We start from the raw sequence: 13,985 nt of genomic DNA on the forward strand, positions 1-13,985 counted from the left end.
CCGGTCCGCGGCATCGTCACAGGATGGTCGCGAATTTATTGACGAGCAGGATGTCCTCGACGGCCTGGATGTCTTTCTGCGACGAGAGCGTGATCTCCTCCACGGCCGCGTGCAGATCGCAGCCCTCGCGCAGCACGCGGTCGTAGATCGCCCGCCGCCGTGCCTCGTCGGGCGGCAGCATGAAGATGCTGTAAAGGATCAGGCCACGCAGCCGCGGCAGCTCATCCAAGATATCCTCGAGCACCATGTAGCTGCCGGGCATGGTGTGCTCGGCGGCGCTGAGCAGATAGTGCAGGTTCTTCCGCCGGGCATAGTCGCGGATCACGATGTTCTGGACGTGCTGCGGGGTACGGCTGCCGTTCAGCGGGCGGGCGCCGATATAGCCGCGATGGCCGGCTCGCTCAGCCATGGAAGCCTCCGGGCAGCTTGTATTGCATGCCGACCCGTGTCGCCGGGCGCAGCAGGATCGGTTCGAAGAATTCGCCGAAGCGCTTGTCTGCGTAGGGGGACATGATGCTCTTGAAGCGGCAGTTCATGCTCCAGCGTGTGCCGGGCTCCTCGTTGATGCGATTGCCGTGCATCAGGGTCTGGTTGAACAGCATCACGTGGCCGTAGGGGATCTCGATGAAGGTCGCGTGCGGCTTGATCGTCTTGTACAGCTCCTCGGCGCTGCGCAGGCTGGCCATCCGGTTCTGCATCTCGCCGTTCAGGGACGGCGGCAGCAGGTACATCGACTTGGTGCGGCGGACGTCGACCAGCGGCACCCACACCACGACCTCGAACGGCGAGTCCCCCGACCAGACGTCGGAATGGGTGGCGAGCAGCGATGAGCTGTCGCCGGGAAGCTGGATGCTGAGATTGACGCGGCGCTGCATGCAGAGCTCGTTGCCGACGATGGTCTCGATCGTCGAGCGCGCTAGACGGAAATAGGTCGGCCGGAACCAGGGCTCGGCGTTGAGGCCGTTGAAGACGTGCAGCCGCAATCCGTTGAGATCATCCACGTTCACGCGCGTGTGGATGGTGTCGAGCATCGCATAGGGATCGTTGCCGTGCGGCAGCTTGAGATAGTCCGCCGCGAGTTCGGCGGCGCGCCGCTGGATGCGGTCGAGCCCGGCGCGGTCGTCGGCCGGCGTGGTGACAAAACCATCGTCGATGAAGCGCTGCGCCAGCGCCTGCTCATCGGCCTCGAGGAAGTCCGTATCCGTCATGCGAAGTACTCCCGGGCGGTCGCGCAGATATAGCTGATATCGGCGGCCGAGAGGAACTGGTTGATGGGAAGGGTGAGGATCTGGTCGGCCTGCTGCTCGGTCACCGGAAATGCGCCGCGACCATGACCCAGATGCGCTGCCGCCGGCTGCAGGTGGATCGGGACCGGATAATGGATCGCGGTCTCGATGCCGTTGTCGGCAAGATATTTCTGGAAATCGTTGCGACGGTCGGTCTGCACGACGAAGGTGTGGAAGGTGTTGAACTCGATGTTGCGGCAGGGCGGAATGAACAGCGGCAGGCCCGCGAGCTCGGCGCGGTATTGCGCGGCGTTGCGCCGCCGGCGCTCGATCACCGAGGGCAGGTTGCGCAGGCGAATGCGAAGCAGCTCGGCCTGCAGCGTGTCGAGCCGCGATACGATGCCCCATTCCTGGACGTCGCTGCGGTTGATCAGACCGTGATTACGCAGTCGGCGAATTCGCGCGGCAAGCTCGGCGTCGGCGGTGACGAGGAAGCCGGCATCGCCCGCGGCATTGAGGTTCTTCAGCGGATGCGCGGAGAAGCAGCCGAAGGTTCCGATGGTGCCGCTCATTCGCCCGTCATAGGTCGAGCCGACGGCCTGCGCGCTATCCTCGATCACGGCGAGGGCGTGTTTGCTTGCGATCGCCATCAGCGGGTTCATGTCGGCCATGCGCCCGGTCAGGTGCACCGGCATGATCGCCTTGGTCCGCGGCGTGACGGCGGCCTCGACCGCGGCCGGATCGATGTTCTGGTCCGGCAGCACGTCCGCAAAGACCGGCGAGGCGCCGACTGCGATGATCGCGGCGGTCGATGCCACGAACGAATTCGGCGGGGTGATGACCTCGTCGCCGGGACCGATGTCGAGCGCCCTCATCGCGAGGATCAGCGCATCGGTGCCGGAATTCAGCGTCACGACATGCGGCGAGCCGAGATAGGCGGACAATTCCTCTTCGAGCTTTCCGACCGCCGCACCGCCGATGAAATCGCCGCGCTGGAACACGCCCTCGACCGCCTGCATGATCTCGGCGCGCTCTTCCTCGAATTGCGCCGGAAGGTTGACGTAACCGATGCGCCGGCGGCCGGTGTCAGCGTCCATGGCAGAACTTCCGAACAGTCTCGATGACGCGGTCCTGCTGCGCGCGTGTCAGGTGCTGGTCCACCGGGAAGCTGATGACTTCCTTGGCATGACGGTCGGTAACCGGGAACGTTCCCGGGGCGTAACCGAGATGCTTGAGGCCTTCCTGCTGATACAGCGGGATCGGATAGTGGATCTTGGCTTCGATGCCGTTGTCCAGGCAGTACTTGTAAAGCTCGTCGCGGCGTTCGGCGAACACCATGTAGAGGTGATAGACGTGCTTCACGTTGGGCCGGCGCGGCGGCACGCGCAGGCCGGGCAGGCCGGCGAGGCCTGCGTCGTAATAGGCCGCGTTCTCGATCCGGCGCCGCGTGATCTCGCTGGTCTGGCCGATCAGCCAGTTGCCGACGACGGCCTGCAAGGAATCGAGCCGCGAGTTGCAGCCGAGGATCGCGATCTCGTCGCGGTTCTTCATGCCGTGGTTGCGGATGAGCCGGAGCTTCTCGTTCATGCCGTCGTCATTGGTGACGACGACGCCGGCATCGCCCCAGACGTTCAGGTTCTTGAGCGGGTGCAGGGAAAAGCCGGCCGCGATGCCGTGGGTGCCGGAGCGCTTTCCCGCGAACTCAGACAGGATGCCCTGGCAGGCGTCCTCGACGACGGGGATGTTGTGGCGCTGCGCGATCGCCATCAGCTTGCCCATGTCGGTGACCTCGCCGGTCAACTGAACCGGCATGATCGCCTTGGTCTTCGCTGTGATCGCGGCTTCGACATAGTCGACGTTCATGCAGAACGAATCGTCGCAGTCGACCAGCACGGGCTTCGCCCCGGTCTCCGCGATGGCGCCGACGGTCGCGATGAACGTATTGGCGGCGGTGATGACTTCATCGCCATGGCCAATGCCGAGCGCCTTGAGCGGCAGTTTGAGCGCGTCGGTGCCCGATCCGACGCCGATGGCGTGGCGCACGCCGATCAGCTCGGCAAAGCGCTTCTCGAATTCGGCAACGGGCTTGCCAAGGGTGAAGTCCCCGGTCGCGACCAGCCGGCCGATCTCGGCCAGGATGGGGGCAGGATCGGAGAATTGCTCGAGCAGATAGGAATATCGAACGTCGTACATGTGGCCCGTCAGGTGGAATGGAGTTGAGGGGAGGCGGTGTGCGAGGCGGCAAGCGCGCGCTCGATCGAGGCGGCAATGGCGCCGGCGGAAAGCCCGTGCTTCTTCAGCAGCGAGTCCTGCGAGCCGTAATTGTGCATGAAGCTGTCCGGCAGCGACAGCCGCAGCATCGCCGGCAGGCCTGCCCCGAGCTTGTCGATCAGCGTCTCCGCGACCGCGCTGCCGAGGCCGCCGGACGGGACATGCTCCTCGAGAGTTGCCACAAGCTTGATGCCGCGGATCGCTTGCAGCAGCGCCCCGGTGTCGAGCGGCTTGACGGTATGCATGTGCAGGATGCCCGCGCGGACGCCTTGTGCCGCCAGCAGGTCGGCTGCAGCCAGCGCCCGCTGAAGCATGATTCCGGTGGTCACCATGAGGACGTCACCCGGCGGCCGCATCAGGATGGCCTTGCCGATCTCAAAGCCGTGCTCGGCCTTCGAGACGATGGCATCGCCGCCCTTGCCCAGGCGGATGTAGATCGGTCCCTTCCAGTCGAGGGTCTGCTCCATCATCCGCGCCGCCTCGTCGGCATCGCACGGGCAGACCACCGTCATGTTGGGCAGCGCCCGCATGATGGCGATGTCCTCGATCGCCTGGTGGGTGGGGCCGAGCGGCGCATAGACGAGCCCGCCGCCATTGGCGATCAGCCGCACCGGCAGATTGTGCAGGCAGAGGTCGACGGCGACCTGCTCGTAGCAGCGGCGAGTGAGGAATGTCGCGATGGTGTTGACGTAGGGCACGAAGCCTTCCATCGCGAGGCCAGCCGACATGCCGATGATGTGCGCTTCCGAGATGCCTTCGATCAGATGGCGCTTCGGAAACTCCTTGCTCATCGCGCGCAAGGTGCCCGCGCCGGGATCGGAGCCGATGTAAAGCACACGCTCGTCGCGCGCAGCGAGCTTGTGGACCATGTTCATGGCGGTGTTGCGCATGGGGTGCCGATCAAAAATCGCCGACAGCAACGCGTATCGCGTCGAGCTCGCTGTCGGTCAGCTTGTTCTTGTGATGCCAGTCGGCGTTGGATTCTGCGGCCGGCAGACCCTTGCCCTTGACGGTATGGCAGATGATCGCGGTGGGTTTCCCCGCAACGGGCGGGACTTGCTTCAGGACGGTGCGCAGGGCGCCGACGTCGTGGCCGTTGAGCTCCTGCACGGCAAAGCCGAAGCTGCGCCACTTGTCCGCAAGCGGCTCCAGCGGCAGCACGTAGTCGGTGGGCCCGTAGCTCTGGAGCTTGTTGTAGTCGATCAGCGCGACGAGGTTGTCGAGCCCGTGCTTGGCCGCGCCCATCGCCGCCTCCCACACCGATCCCTCGTTGATCTCGCCGTCGCCGAGCAGGACGAAGGTGCGGTAAGTGCGTTCGCGCATGCGTGCGGCGAGCGCAAGGCCGACACCGATCGACAGACCATGTCCAAGCGCGCCAGTCGAGGCCTCGACCCCAGGCACCATTCCGTATTCGGGATGTCCGCCCAGAATACTGTCCGGGCCGCAAAAGCCGTCCAGCTCCGACAGGGGGAAGAAGCCGCGATCGGCCAGGAGCGCGTAGAGCGCCAGACAACCGTGTCCCTTGCTGAGAATCGCGCGGTCGCGATTTGGATCGCGCGGGTTCTTCGGATCGATCCGCAGCACATCGTCGTAGAGCACGCGGACCATCTCGATCAGCGACAGGGCCGGACCGACATGTCCGCGTCCCGCCGAACGGACAGAACCGAGGACCAGGCGGCGCAGGTAAAGGCTGCGCTCGTCGAGCGTGCAGGTGAGGGCGGCTTCAGCGTGGGGTGAGATCTGGATCACGTTGGCAAATCGTTTGATGGAGCTGGCGGGCTTTGTCGAGCTGACCGGCGAGGCGGACCGTCAGGTCGCCACCTTGCGCAGCCAAGGCGCGCCGGGAGCGGCTTTCCGGCAAATAGGCATTCAGGACAATCAGGCACCAAATCGCTCCAAACAGAGGATACAGTACGTCAAGGCGGATCGCAAACGCGTCATCCCTAGCCGCGAAGGCTTGCGCGAGGCGTTCGGTCAATCGATTTGCTTTGGCTTCAGGCAGATTGCTACCGGGGTGAATCGCGGTGTCCGACACCAGCTTGACCGGATCGTCCCAGCCGAAATATTCGAAGTCGATGAAGCGCAGCCGGCCGTCCGCGGCGCGCAGCGCATTGTGTAGTCCGAAATCCGACGGGCTCAACGCGCGATGCGCGGGCGCAAGGTCCGCTGCGGGATCCCGGCCGAGTTCCGCATAGCGCTGGCGGAGCCGCCGAATCGCGATGGCAGTGCTGGGAACCAGGCTGTCGTCCATGAACGCGCGCAGGTCCGGATGATCATCCGAGGCGCGCCTCAGTCCGTCCAGGCGCTGCCCGTACTGGGCGACGGCTTCCTCGGGCGAGAAGATGCTGGCCGAAGCGTTCCGCAAAGTTTGCGCGCCGTCGGCGTTGCGCAGTTTCTGCAACGCGATCAGGAAATCAGCCAGTTGATCGGCATCGCCGTCCTGAGGGCGCAGCACCGCCGCTTCGCCGTCGAACCATTGATACAGCGCGCAGAACGCACCCGAATCCTTCGCGATCGGGCGCGGTGTCGACATGATGCCGTGGCGCGACAGAAACGACAGCGCGTCATATTCCTGTCCCAGGCGGTCCCGCCCGTCGGACGGATAATGCTTGAGGGCGAGGGGCGGTCCCTCCGCCATCTCCAGCCGAAACACCCTGTTGTTACCGCCGGCCCGCGCCGGTTGGGCGGCCGCGACCCGCGCTCCGGCCAGGCGGCTGCCGATCGCCATTGCATCCGGCGCGCTGATCTCGGGCTCGCTCATTCCGCAAACACCTCGTGGCGGATGCCGGTCCATGTCGCGATCGGCTTGCAGTGTTCGGGGTGGGGAGGCTGCGAACGCGTGAACAGGATCGATCGCGTGCCCTTCGGAAAATGCGGTTGCTCGAAGACCTCAACGAGATCGTCGATGAAGATGTCGAGCTCCAGGCTCACGAGTCGCTCGACCTTGGCGGCCATCGTGTCCTCGAAATAAACGTCGCCGGCAGCCACTGCCGCATCCGCAGCGTCGATCAGGCCGGCACCACGCAGCCAGCCGCGCGCGGCTTCACGCAGGTCGGTATGGTCGGGATCCTGATGACCGAATCGGGTCTTGTGGCTGACGATGTACACCTTCGCGCCAGCCTGTCTGCACGCCGCCAGGAATTCCCGCACGCCCGGATAGATTTCGGCGCCGCCAATGCCATTGCCGTAGACGAAGCCTTGCAGCCCTTGCCAAGCGAGCTCGCCGCCAGTGCGGGATCGCAGATGATCCCGCACATCGGTCTTCGGCCCCTCCCAGCCCTCGGGCACCAGCCCGCGCTGACGCGCGACGGCGGCAAAGACCTTGTCGTAGCAGATGATCGTGTTGTCGAAATCGATGCCGATCCGCACGCCGCTCACTTCAGGCTGATATTCTGCATCATCTTGATGTTGAAGTACCGGGGGTCGTTGAGCGAGTTCGGCAGGCGGCCGGCCTTGAAGGCGTCCACCAGTCCGGACACGGCTTGTTCGATCGTGTGCGTCGGCGCAAATCCGAGTTCGCGGCGGATCTTCTCCGAGGACACATGGTAGGAGCGCAGGTCGTCGGTCGGCTCGACCGCGATGTCGACGTTGTTGCCCACCACCGATTTCACGATGTCGGCGATCTTCATGAGCGAGTGGTTTTCGTAGCCGATATTGTAGGTCTTTCCGTCGATCTTCGCGTCGTCCTGCTGAAGCAGGAACAGATAGGCCGCGGACATGTCCTCGATGTGCAGGTTGGGCCGGCGCTGCGTTCCGCCGAACACGCGGATGCGGCCGGTGTTGACCGCGAGATTGGTCAGGATGTTGACGACGACGTCGAGCCGCTGCCGCGGTGCGTAACCGCAGACGGTGGCGGGACGAACGGTGCAGGCGACGAACCCGGACGCCGCCTCGTCGGCAAGGTCGGTCTCGCACATCGCCTTGAACTTCGAGTAGTCCGTGAGCGGCTCGCAGGACAGCTCCTCGGTCACCTCGGCCTCGTCCTTGATGCCGTAGACGCTCGAGGAGGAGGCGTAGATGAAGCGCTTGATGCCGGCCTTCTTCGCGGCGCGCACCATCGGCCGGAAGCAGTCGTAGTTGATGGACTTGCCGAGCGCCGGATCCAGCTCGAACGAGGGGTCGTTGGAGATGCAGGCGAGGTGGATCACCGCGTTGTTGCCGCGCAGGGCCTCGTTGATCGCGGCCTCATCGCGGATGTCGCCCTTGATCAGCCGGAGATTCGGATTGTTGCGAACCGCGTCGAAGACGGATTCGCCATACATGAACAGGTCGAGCACGGTGACCTTGTGGCCCGCGGCCAGCAAGTGGGGAACCAGCACGCTGCCGACATAGCCGGCGCCACCGGTGACCATCACGTTCCATTTCTGATCAATCACTGTCGTTCTCCAGAATTCTTTGCGCTATTTCAGCAACGCGGTGACAAACTTGACCAGGGGGGCCTTTTCGACCGAGTTGCGGTGACCGACGATGCCGACCTTGATCGCGCCTGCGGCATTGCCGATGAAGGCGACGTCCTCGATATTGCCGCCGGCGGCAACCAGCGGCGCCGTGATCGTCAGGAAGGCATCGCCCGCGCCGACGGTGTCGACGACGGTCTTGGTGAAAGCGGGGACACGCGCGACACCCGTCTTCGACGAGAAGGGGTAGCAGCCGAAGGAGCCGTGCGTGATGATCATGTTGTTGCAGTCGATCTTGCGGTGCAGGCCGTTCTCGATCACCGATGCGATGTCGTTGAACTTGTCGGTGGCCGCCAGGCGCGCTTCCGGCGCGTCGATGCAGATGTAGTCGGCGCGCGGATACTTCGTGATCAGATTGTAGCCGTGGTTTCCGCTGTTGCTCTGGGCGTTGATCGCCAGGAACCTGGAGTTCGCGATCAGCGTGTCGATCGTGCTGGGTGCGATCATGCCGTGACCGAAGTCGGTGACGATCACCACATCCCCGCCGCGAACGCGCTCGGCGGTGATGCGGTCGATCTCCTTCCGCTCGGTCTCGTCGAGCGGCGTGTCGTCCATGGTGTAGACTTCGAAGAGCTTGTGCAGATAGCCCAGCTCGACGTATCGCAATTTGCGGGTCGTCGGACGGCCCTGAACGCGGATCGGCGTGAGCGTGACATTCGGGCGGACATGGGCGCGGATGAACTCTTCAGGGTAGTCGTTGCCACCCAGCGTCGTGACGATCTCCACCGACTTGCAGAAGCTCGCCACGTGATTGGCCGCGGCGATGACGCCGCCGGCAAATTGCTCGCCGTTCTTGAGCAGGGTGGCGACGATGTTTTCCTTCGAGGCCTTTCCGAGCGCCGTGACGTACTGGTATTCGTCGATGATGGTGTCGCCGACCAGCACGACGTGCATGTCCTGGATCTTGTCGATCAGCTTCAGCAGTCGTTCGGCGCCACCGCCTTCGCGCACCTTCTGGAGGTAGTCGCGCAGAGGGGGATCGTAGATGTCGAAGTAGCGGTTCATCAGCGACGACGAGCTGAAGGTCACGTCGCGCGTGAAGACGATGCGACCGCCATGACGTTCGACGGCCTCTCGCTCGGTGGCGATCTTGCCGGTGACGTCATCCTCGGGGTTTTCGTAGTCAGAACCCTTCACGTAGATGTCGGGGCGCACGGTATCGAGGATCGGCTCGGCGCTCGATGTCTGGTTGATGCCGACCCAGTCGACCGTGCCGAGCGCGGCCAGCATCTCGGCGCGCATGTTCTCCGGGAAGATCGGCCGCCCGGGGCCCTTGTTGACAAAACGGTCGGCCGTAACGGTCACGATGACGATGTCGGCCTCGTTGCGCGCCGCCAGGATGTGCCGGACGTGGCCGAGATGCACGAGATCGAACACGCCGTGGCAGAGCGCAACGGTGCGGCCCTCGGCCTGCGCGGCGCGCGCGACCGCTCCCAGTTCCTCGATCGTCTTGATCTTCTCGTGCGGCGCCGGATGGACGGCCGCCTTGTCTGTCGCAGAATTGCCCATGTGAGTTACCCAAAAGCGCCGGCCGGCCTCAGCCGGCTGGTCCGAAATTGATCGATTCGCGGTAATGATACCCGGCGAACCTGTTCAATAGCTTGCCTTCTGCGGGGTACCGGGCGCCGAATCGCTGTCGTCACCGAGATATTTGAACCAGTCCTTGGTGGCGTCGGCAATCTTGTCCACCGTCCACAGGGGAGCGTCCTTGTACTGGTCCATCGACTTCAGCATCGTCGCGACGCCGTCCTCGAATTTCACCTTCGGCGTCCACTTCAGGACCCGCTTGATCTTGGTGATGTCGGCGTAGGTGCAATCGGGCTCGCCGGGGCGCTTGGGAATGTGGACCTTGTCGCCGCCGAGCAACTCGACCAGTCGGTTGACGCTGTAGGTGTTGTCCGAGCCGACGTTGAAGATCTCGTGCGAGACGTCGGAACGCGCTGCCGTGACGAAGGCGTCGGCGACATCGCTGACGAAGGTGAAATCGCGGGTCTGCTCGCCGTCGCCGACCACCGTGAAAGGCTTGCCGGCGAGCTTCTGCGCCATGAACACGCCGAACACGGCACCATAGGTCCCCGTGGTGCGATGGCGTGGCCCGAACACGTTGAACAGACGGAGCGCCACCGCCGGAAGCTTGTAGACCTGGCACCAGTGCATGACGCACTGCTCGCCGAGATTCTTGGTGAGCGCGTAGGGGTACATCGGCCGGATCTCGGCGCTCTCCGGCGTCGGATAGATGTCGGGGATGCCGTAGCAGGACGACGACGCCGCATACACGAAGCGGCTGACGCCTGCCTCCCGCGCAGCCTCGAGAACGTTGACCGTGCCGTCGACATTGGCGCGGTGATACGGGATCGGCGATTCGATCGAGGGAACGATGTCGGCGAGTGCCGCGAGGTGAAACACCCAATCGATACCGGAGAAATACGGGCTGATCGACTCGCGGTCAGTGACGTCGGCACGGACGATCTTCAGCCGGCTCGAATCGGCGCGCGACGACAGATTTTCGGAACGTCCGATGACGAAATTGTCGAGCGCGATCACCTCGTGGCCGTCATCGAGGAGGCGATCAACGAGGTGACTGCCGATGAAACCGGCGCCGCCAGTGACGATGCATTTCATAGGAACATCCGTAGCGCGAATGCCCTGCGGGCGTCGCCAATGTTGAGTGAAACCCTGAAGCCGACTAACAGTCGGTCGCAACTTTTGCAAGTATTATACCTTTGCAATCGCTAGTAATAGCCGGTATCAGGGCGTCATGTTGCAGTCGAGCCGTCACGCCATGCCCGCCGAATCTCTCGATCCCGATCACAAGGCTTTCCTCGACGATTACGTCGGACGCCTTCATCGCGCGACGGCGATTGACGACGGTGTTTTTGCCGGCATCTCTGCCACTCGCACGGCCTGGTTGCGCACGCGCGAGCAGGGCGGTCGAGTCATCTTCATCGGTAATGGCGGCTCGGCCGGCATCGCCTCGCATCTGGCGATCGACCTCGCAAAGAACGCGTCGGTGCCTGCGCTGTGCTTCAGCGATGCAAGCATGATGTCGTGCCTCGCCAACGACTACGGTTTTGAGGACTGGATCGCGCACGCCGTGCGGCTGAGCGCCCGCGCCGGCGACTGCCTCGTTGCGATCAGTTCGTCGGGGCGCTCGAAGAACATTCTCAATGCGGTCGCGCAGGCGCGTTCGATGAAGCTCGATGTGATCACGATGTCGGGCATGAATGCGGACAATCCCCTGCGTAATCTCGGCGACGTCAATTTCTGGGTGGACAGCCGCAGCTACAACATTGTCGAGACCACGCACCAGTTCTGGATGATGGCCGCGATCGACCTCGTCATCGGTCGCGCGGAATACCCGGCGTCCTGAGGCGGGTATCGGATGCAGTCGCGCTTTAAACAGACAGCTTTGTTTTCGGTGAAGCTGTTGCTGTCGATCGCGGTGCTGGCCTATATCGCGCGCGGCCTCGATCTGGGCCGGTTGCGGACTCATCTCGTCTCCGTCGACCCCTTCCTGTTCGCTCTCGCGCTGGCGCTGATCTTCTTTCAGACCTTCGTGCTCAACGGCCGGTGGGAGCTGATCATGCGTGCGCTCGGCGTGTCGCTGGACTGGTTCGCGGGCTGGCGAATCCTCATGATCAGCCTCTGGTTCAATCAGGTGCTGCCGTCGTCGGTCGGCGGTGACGCGGTTCGGATGTGGCTGCTGCGCCAGCGTGGCGTGCAGTGGCCGGAGGCGGTCAAGGGGGTTGCCGCAGACCGTTTCACGGCGTTGATCGGGCTGATCGTGCTGATGGCGGCGGGATTGCCGCTCCTGATGTCGCGCGTGTCCAACGAGGCCGCGATCCTGGCGATCGGCGGGCTGACGCTGGCAGGTGTCGCCGGCACCGTGGTCCTGTTGACGCTCGATCGCCTGCCGAAGCGTCTCATCGCGCTTCCCGCGATCGCAAGCTTCGTCCGGTTCGGAACGCTCGTCAGATTTCTTCTCGTGCGATCCGAGTGCCGCGGTTTGCTGCTCGGATCGGCGCTCCTCATCCATCTCGTGACGGCAGCGGCCTGCTACGTCCTGGCGCGCGGCGTCGGAGCGCAGCTCTCGGTGCTGGACGCCGGCATCCTGATTCCGCCGGTGGTGCTGTTGACGGCCGTTCCGATCTCGATCAGCGGCTGGGGCATTCGCGAGGGGGCCATGGTCGCCTGCCTTGGCCTTGCGGGCGTTCCTTCCGAGGAGGCGCTGTCGGTTTCGCTCCTGCTGGGTGCCGTCAGCGTGGTCATCGGTCTTGCAGGCGGCGTGATCTGGCTGGCAAGTCCGGAGCGCGGCTCGTATTCCGCGGACAAGGCGGCGAAGGCTGCGGAAGAATCACCGAACTACGGGCTGGCGAAGGCCGAGGAGGTATCGAGCCACCCTTGACCCGCTTGAACCAGTTCTGTCCATCTGATCTTCACAGGGTGGGATTGCCCCACCTGCGCGCATCTCTCCGTTTTCCGGTTCCACGATGAAAAACCTGTTCTACGTCCGTCATACCTGCCGCCTCTGTCACTCGGACAAGCAAGAGCTGGTCGTCCCGATGGCCGGCATGCCCATTGGCACGCCGAACTTCCAGGTGCCGGACGCCAGCGTTGACGATCCCGTCTTCAGGGCCGCGGTGCCGATGGCGCTGCATCTGTGCAGGGACTGCGGCCATCTCCAGATTCTCCATGTCGGCAATCCGGAGGTCCAGTACCGCAACTACGTCTACACGACCTCGCTCTCGCTCGGCCTGCGGCAGCATTTCGAAGGCTATGCCAGCGACGTCGTCAGCCGCTTCGGAATCGCGCCGGGCTCGCTGGTGGTCGAACTCGGCAGCAACGACGGATCGCTGCTCGGCTTCTTCAAGGAGCGTGGCATGCGGGTGCTGGGCGTCGATCCCGCCGTCGACATCGCGCGGCGCGCGACTGAGGCGGGCATCGAGACCATCGGCGATTTCTTCACCGACGCTGTCGGGCACCGCATCCTGAAAAGCCACGGTGCGGCAAGCGTCGTGATCGCCAACAACATGATCGCGAATGTCGATAATCTCGATCCGCTGGTGATCGGGGTCCGTGACGTGCTTGCGCCGGACGGGTTGTTCGTCTTCGAAACGCAATACGGCGTCGACGTCACCGAGAAGAACCTGCTCGACACCGTCTATCACGAGCATCTGTCGTATTTTAACATCAAGCCGCTGACGCGCTTCTTCGCGCGGCTCGGGATGGAAGTGATCGACGTCCAGCACATCTGGACCAAGGGTGGCTCGATCCGCGTGACGGTGCAGCGCGCCGGCGGCGCGAAGAAGCCGTCGGCGGAGGTCGCGCGGTTCATCGCCGAGGAAGACCGGCTCGGCGTCGATCAGCCGGCCTATTATGCGCCCTATGTGAAGCGGATCGCGGCGATTCGCGACGAGTTGGTCGCGATGGCCGATGCCGCCCATGCGCGCGGTCAATCTGTCGCCGGCTATGGCGTCTCCGTCGGCACCACGACGTTGCTTCCGCAGTTCGGCCTGGAGGGCAAGATCGACTTCCTGGTGGATGACGATCCCAAGAAGGGGAACGTGATGGCCGGCCCCGGCTACGACATCCCGATCCTGCCGCCCGCCGCCCTTTACGAGCGCAAGCCGGCGTTCGTCGTCGTGTTCGCCTGGCGCTACGTCGACCCGATCCGGGCCAAGCATGCCGGTTATTTCGCTGACGGCGGAAAGTTTGTGGTGCCGTTGCCGGGCATTTCCATGGTCGACCGGGCCGATTGACGCGCCTCCTGCGGGCGCCGTCAGCGTGAGGCGGTGGTGAGGTCGGTCCGAGCGTCAGGAGGACGCTCGACCCGGCCCGGTAAACCGTTGATTCGCATGGGCTCTGCCGTAGGCCGTCCGGGGACGAGGGACGCTGGACGGGTGAGCCGTGACCTTGACGTTTGGCCCCGTTCGCAGTAGATACCCGCCACCTGCAGCCGGCCCGTTAGACGCGGATCTCCGGCGCGGCTTTGAAATCCCCCGAACAATCGAGCCCGGTTTCCGGCTCATCC

The 13,985-nt window shown here is 64.1% G+C and carries 14 protein-coding genes; 3 read left to right on the forward strand and 11 right to left on the reverse strand.

What is annotated here, in order from left to right; all coding sequences use genetic code 11:
• Positions 1-16 precede the first annotated feature (16 nt).
• The 11 genes from AB5K84_RS19405 to AB5K84_RS19455 form a co-directional block, all read right to left on the reverse strand.
• A complete protein-coding gene (locus tag AB5K84_RS19405; RefSeq protein ID WP_110116383.1) occupies positions 17-409 on the reverse strand; it encodes an LIC12192 family sporadic carbohydrate cluster protein in 393 nt (130 codons plus the stop codon).
• Complete coding sequence (locus tag AB5K84_RS19410; RefSeq protein ID WP_110116382.1) at positions 402-1,208, reverse strand: sporadic carbohydrate cluster 2OG-Fe(II) oxygenase; 807 nt, start codon at positions 1,206-1,208, stop codon at positions 402-404. The genes AB5K84_RS19405 and AB5K84_RS19410 overlap by 8 nt, the downstream gene beginning before the upstream one ends.
• Positions 1,205-2,323, reverse strand: coding sequence for a DegT/DnrJ/EryC1/StrS family aminotransferase (locus tag AB5K84_RS19415; protein WP_011088177.1), 1,119 nt, complete (start codon positions 2,321-2,323; stop codon positions 1,205-1,207). The genes AB5K84_RS19410 and AB5K84_RS19415 overlap by 4 nt, the downstream gene beginning before the upstream one ends.
• Positions 2,313-3,419 (reverse strand): DegT/DnrJ/EryC1/StrS family aminotransferase, encoded by a 1,107-nt coding sequence (locus AB5K84_RS19420; RefSeq protein ID WP_011088176.1) that lies wholly within the window; start codon positions 3,417-3,419, stop codon positions 2,313-2,315. Before AB5K84_RS19420 ends, AB5K84_RS19415 begins: the two co-directional genes overlap by 11 nt.
• Positions 3,420-3,427: 8 nt before the next feature.
• A complete protein-coding gene (locus AB5K84_RS19425) occupies positions 3,428-4,387 on the reverse strand; it encodes a transketolase family protein (protein ID WP_110116380.1) in 960 nt (319 codons plus the stop codon).
• A gap of 10 nt (positions 4,388-4,397) precedes the next feature.
• Entirely contained in the window at positions 4,398-5,246 is an 849-nt protein-coding gene (locus AB5K84_RS19430; RefSeq protein ID WP_039184759.1) for a transketolase, read from the reverse strand.
• Positions 5,221-6,258 carry a phosphotransferase gene (locus AB5K84_RS19435; protein ID WP_038967057.1) on the reverse strand — a complete coding sequence of 346 codons (1,038 nt, stop codon included), beginning with the start codon at positions 6,256-6,258 and terminating at the stop codon, positions 5,221-5,223. The genes AB5K84_RS19430 and AB5K84_RS19435 overlap by 26 nt, the downstream gene beginning before the upstream one ends.
• A complete protein-coding gene (locus AB5K84_RS19440) occupies positions 6,255-6,866 on the reverse strand; it encodes a hypothetical protein (protein ID WP_246790626.1) in 612 nt (203 codons plus the stop codon). The genes AB5K84_RS19435 and AB5K84_RS19440 overlap by 4 nt, the downstream gene beginning before the upstream one ends.
• Before the next feature lie 5 nt (positions 6,867-6,871).
• Positions 6,872-7,873: an NAD-dependent epimerase/dehydratase family protein gene (locus AB5K84_RS19445; protein ID WP_028171385.1), complete on the reverse strand. Its 1,002-nt coding sequence runs from the start codon at positions 7,871-7,873 to the stop codon at positions 6,872-6,874.
• Between the two features lie 24 nt (positions 7,874-7,897).
• A complete protein-coding gene (locus AB5K84_RS19450) occupies positions 7,898-9,463 on the reverse strand; it encodes a PfkB family carbohydrate kinase (protein ID WP_171463779.1) in 1,566 nt (521 codons plus the stop codon).
• An 84-nt stretch (positions 9,464-9,547) separates the two neighbouring features.
• Entirely contained in the window at positions 9,548-10,576 is a 1,029-nt protein-coding gene (locus AB5K84_RS19455; RefSeq protein WP_011088169.1) for an SDR family oxidoreductase, read from the reverse strand.
• A gap of 160 nt (positions 10,577-10,736) precedes the next feature.
• Here AB5K84_RS19455 and AB5K84_RS19460 point away from each other — a divergent pair, with 160 nt between their 5' ends.
• From AB5K84_RS19460 to AB5K84_RS19470, 3 genes are all read left to right on the forward strand, one after another.
• Positions 10,737-11,324 carry an SIS domain-containing protein gene (locus AB5K84_RS19460; protein ID WP_231166508.1) on the forward strand — a complete coding sequence of 196 codons (588 nt, stop codon included), beginning with the start codon at positions 10,737-10,739 and terminating at the stop codon, positions 11,322-11,324.
• Between the two features lie 48 nt (positions 11,325-11,372).
• The gene (locus tag AB5K84_RS19465) at positions 11,373-12,359 is read left to right on the forward strand and encodes a lysylphosphatidylglycerol synthase transmembrane domain-containing protein (RefSeq protein ID WP_441232796.1); all 987 of its coding nucleotides are present in this window, start codon (positions 11,373-11,375) and stop codon (positions 12,357-12,359) included.
• An 85-nt stretch (positions 12,360-12,444) separates the two neighbouring features.
• Positions 12,445-13,713, forward strand: a complete 1,269-nt coding sequence (locus AB5K84_RS19470; RefSeq protein ID WP_110116377.1) for a class I SAM-dependent methyltransferase — start codon at positions 12,445-12,447, stop codon at positions 13,711-13,713.
• Positions 13,714-13,985: the final 272 nt, after the last annotated feature.

This window comes from Bradyrhizobium sp. 1200_D9_N1_1, assembly GCF_052075915.1.
Classification (GTDB): Bacteria; Pseudomonadota; Alphaproteobacteria; order Rhizobiales; family Xanthobacteraceae; genus Bradyrhizobium; species Bradyrhizobium diazoefficiens.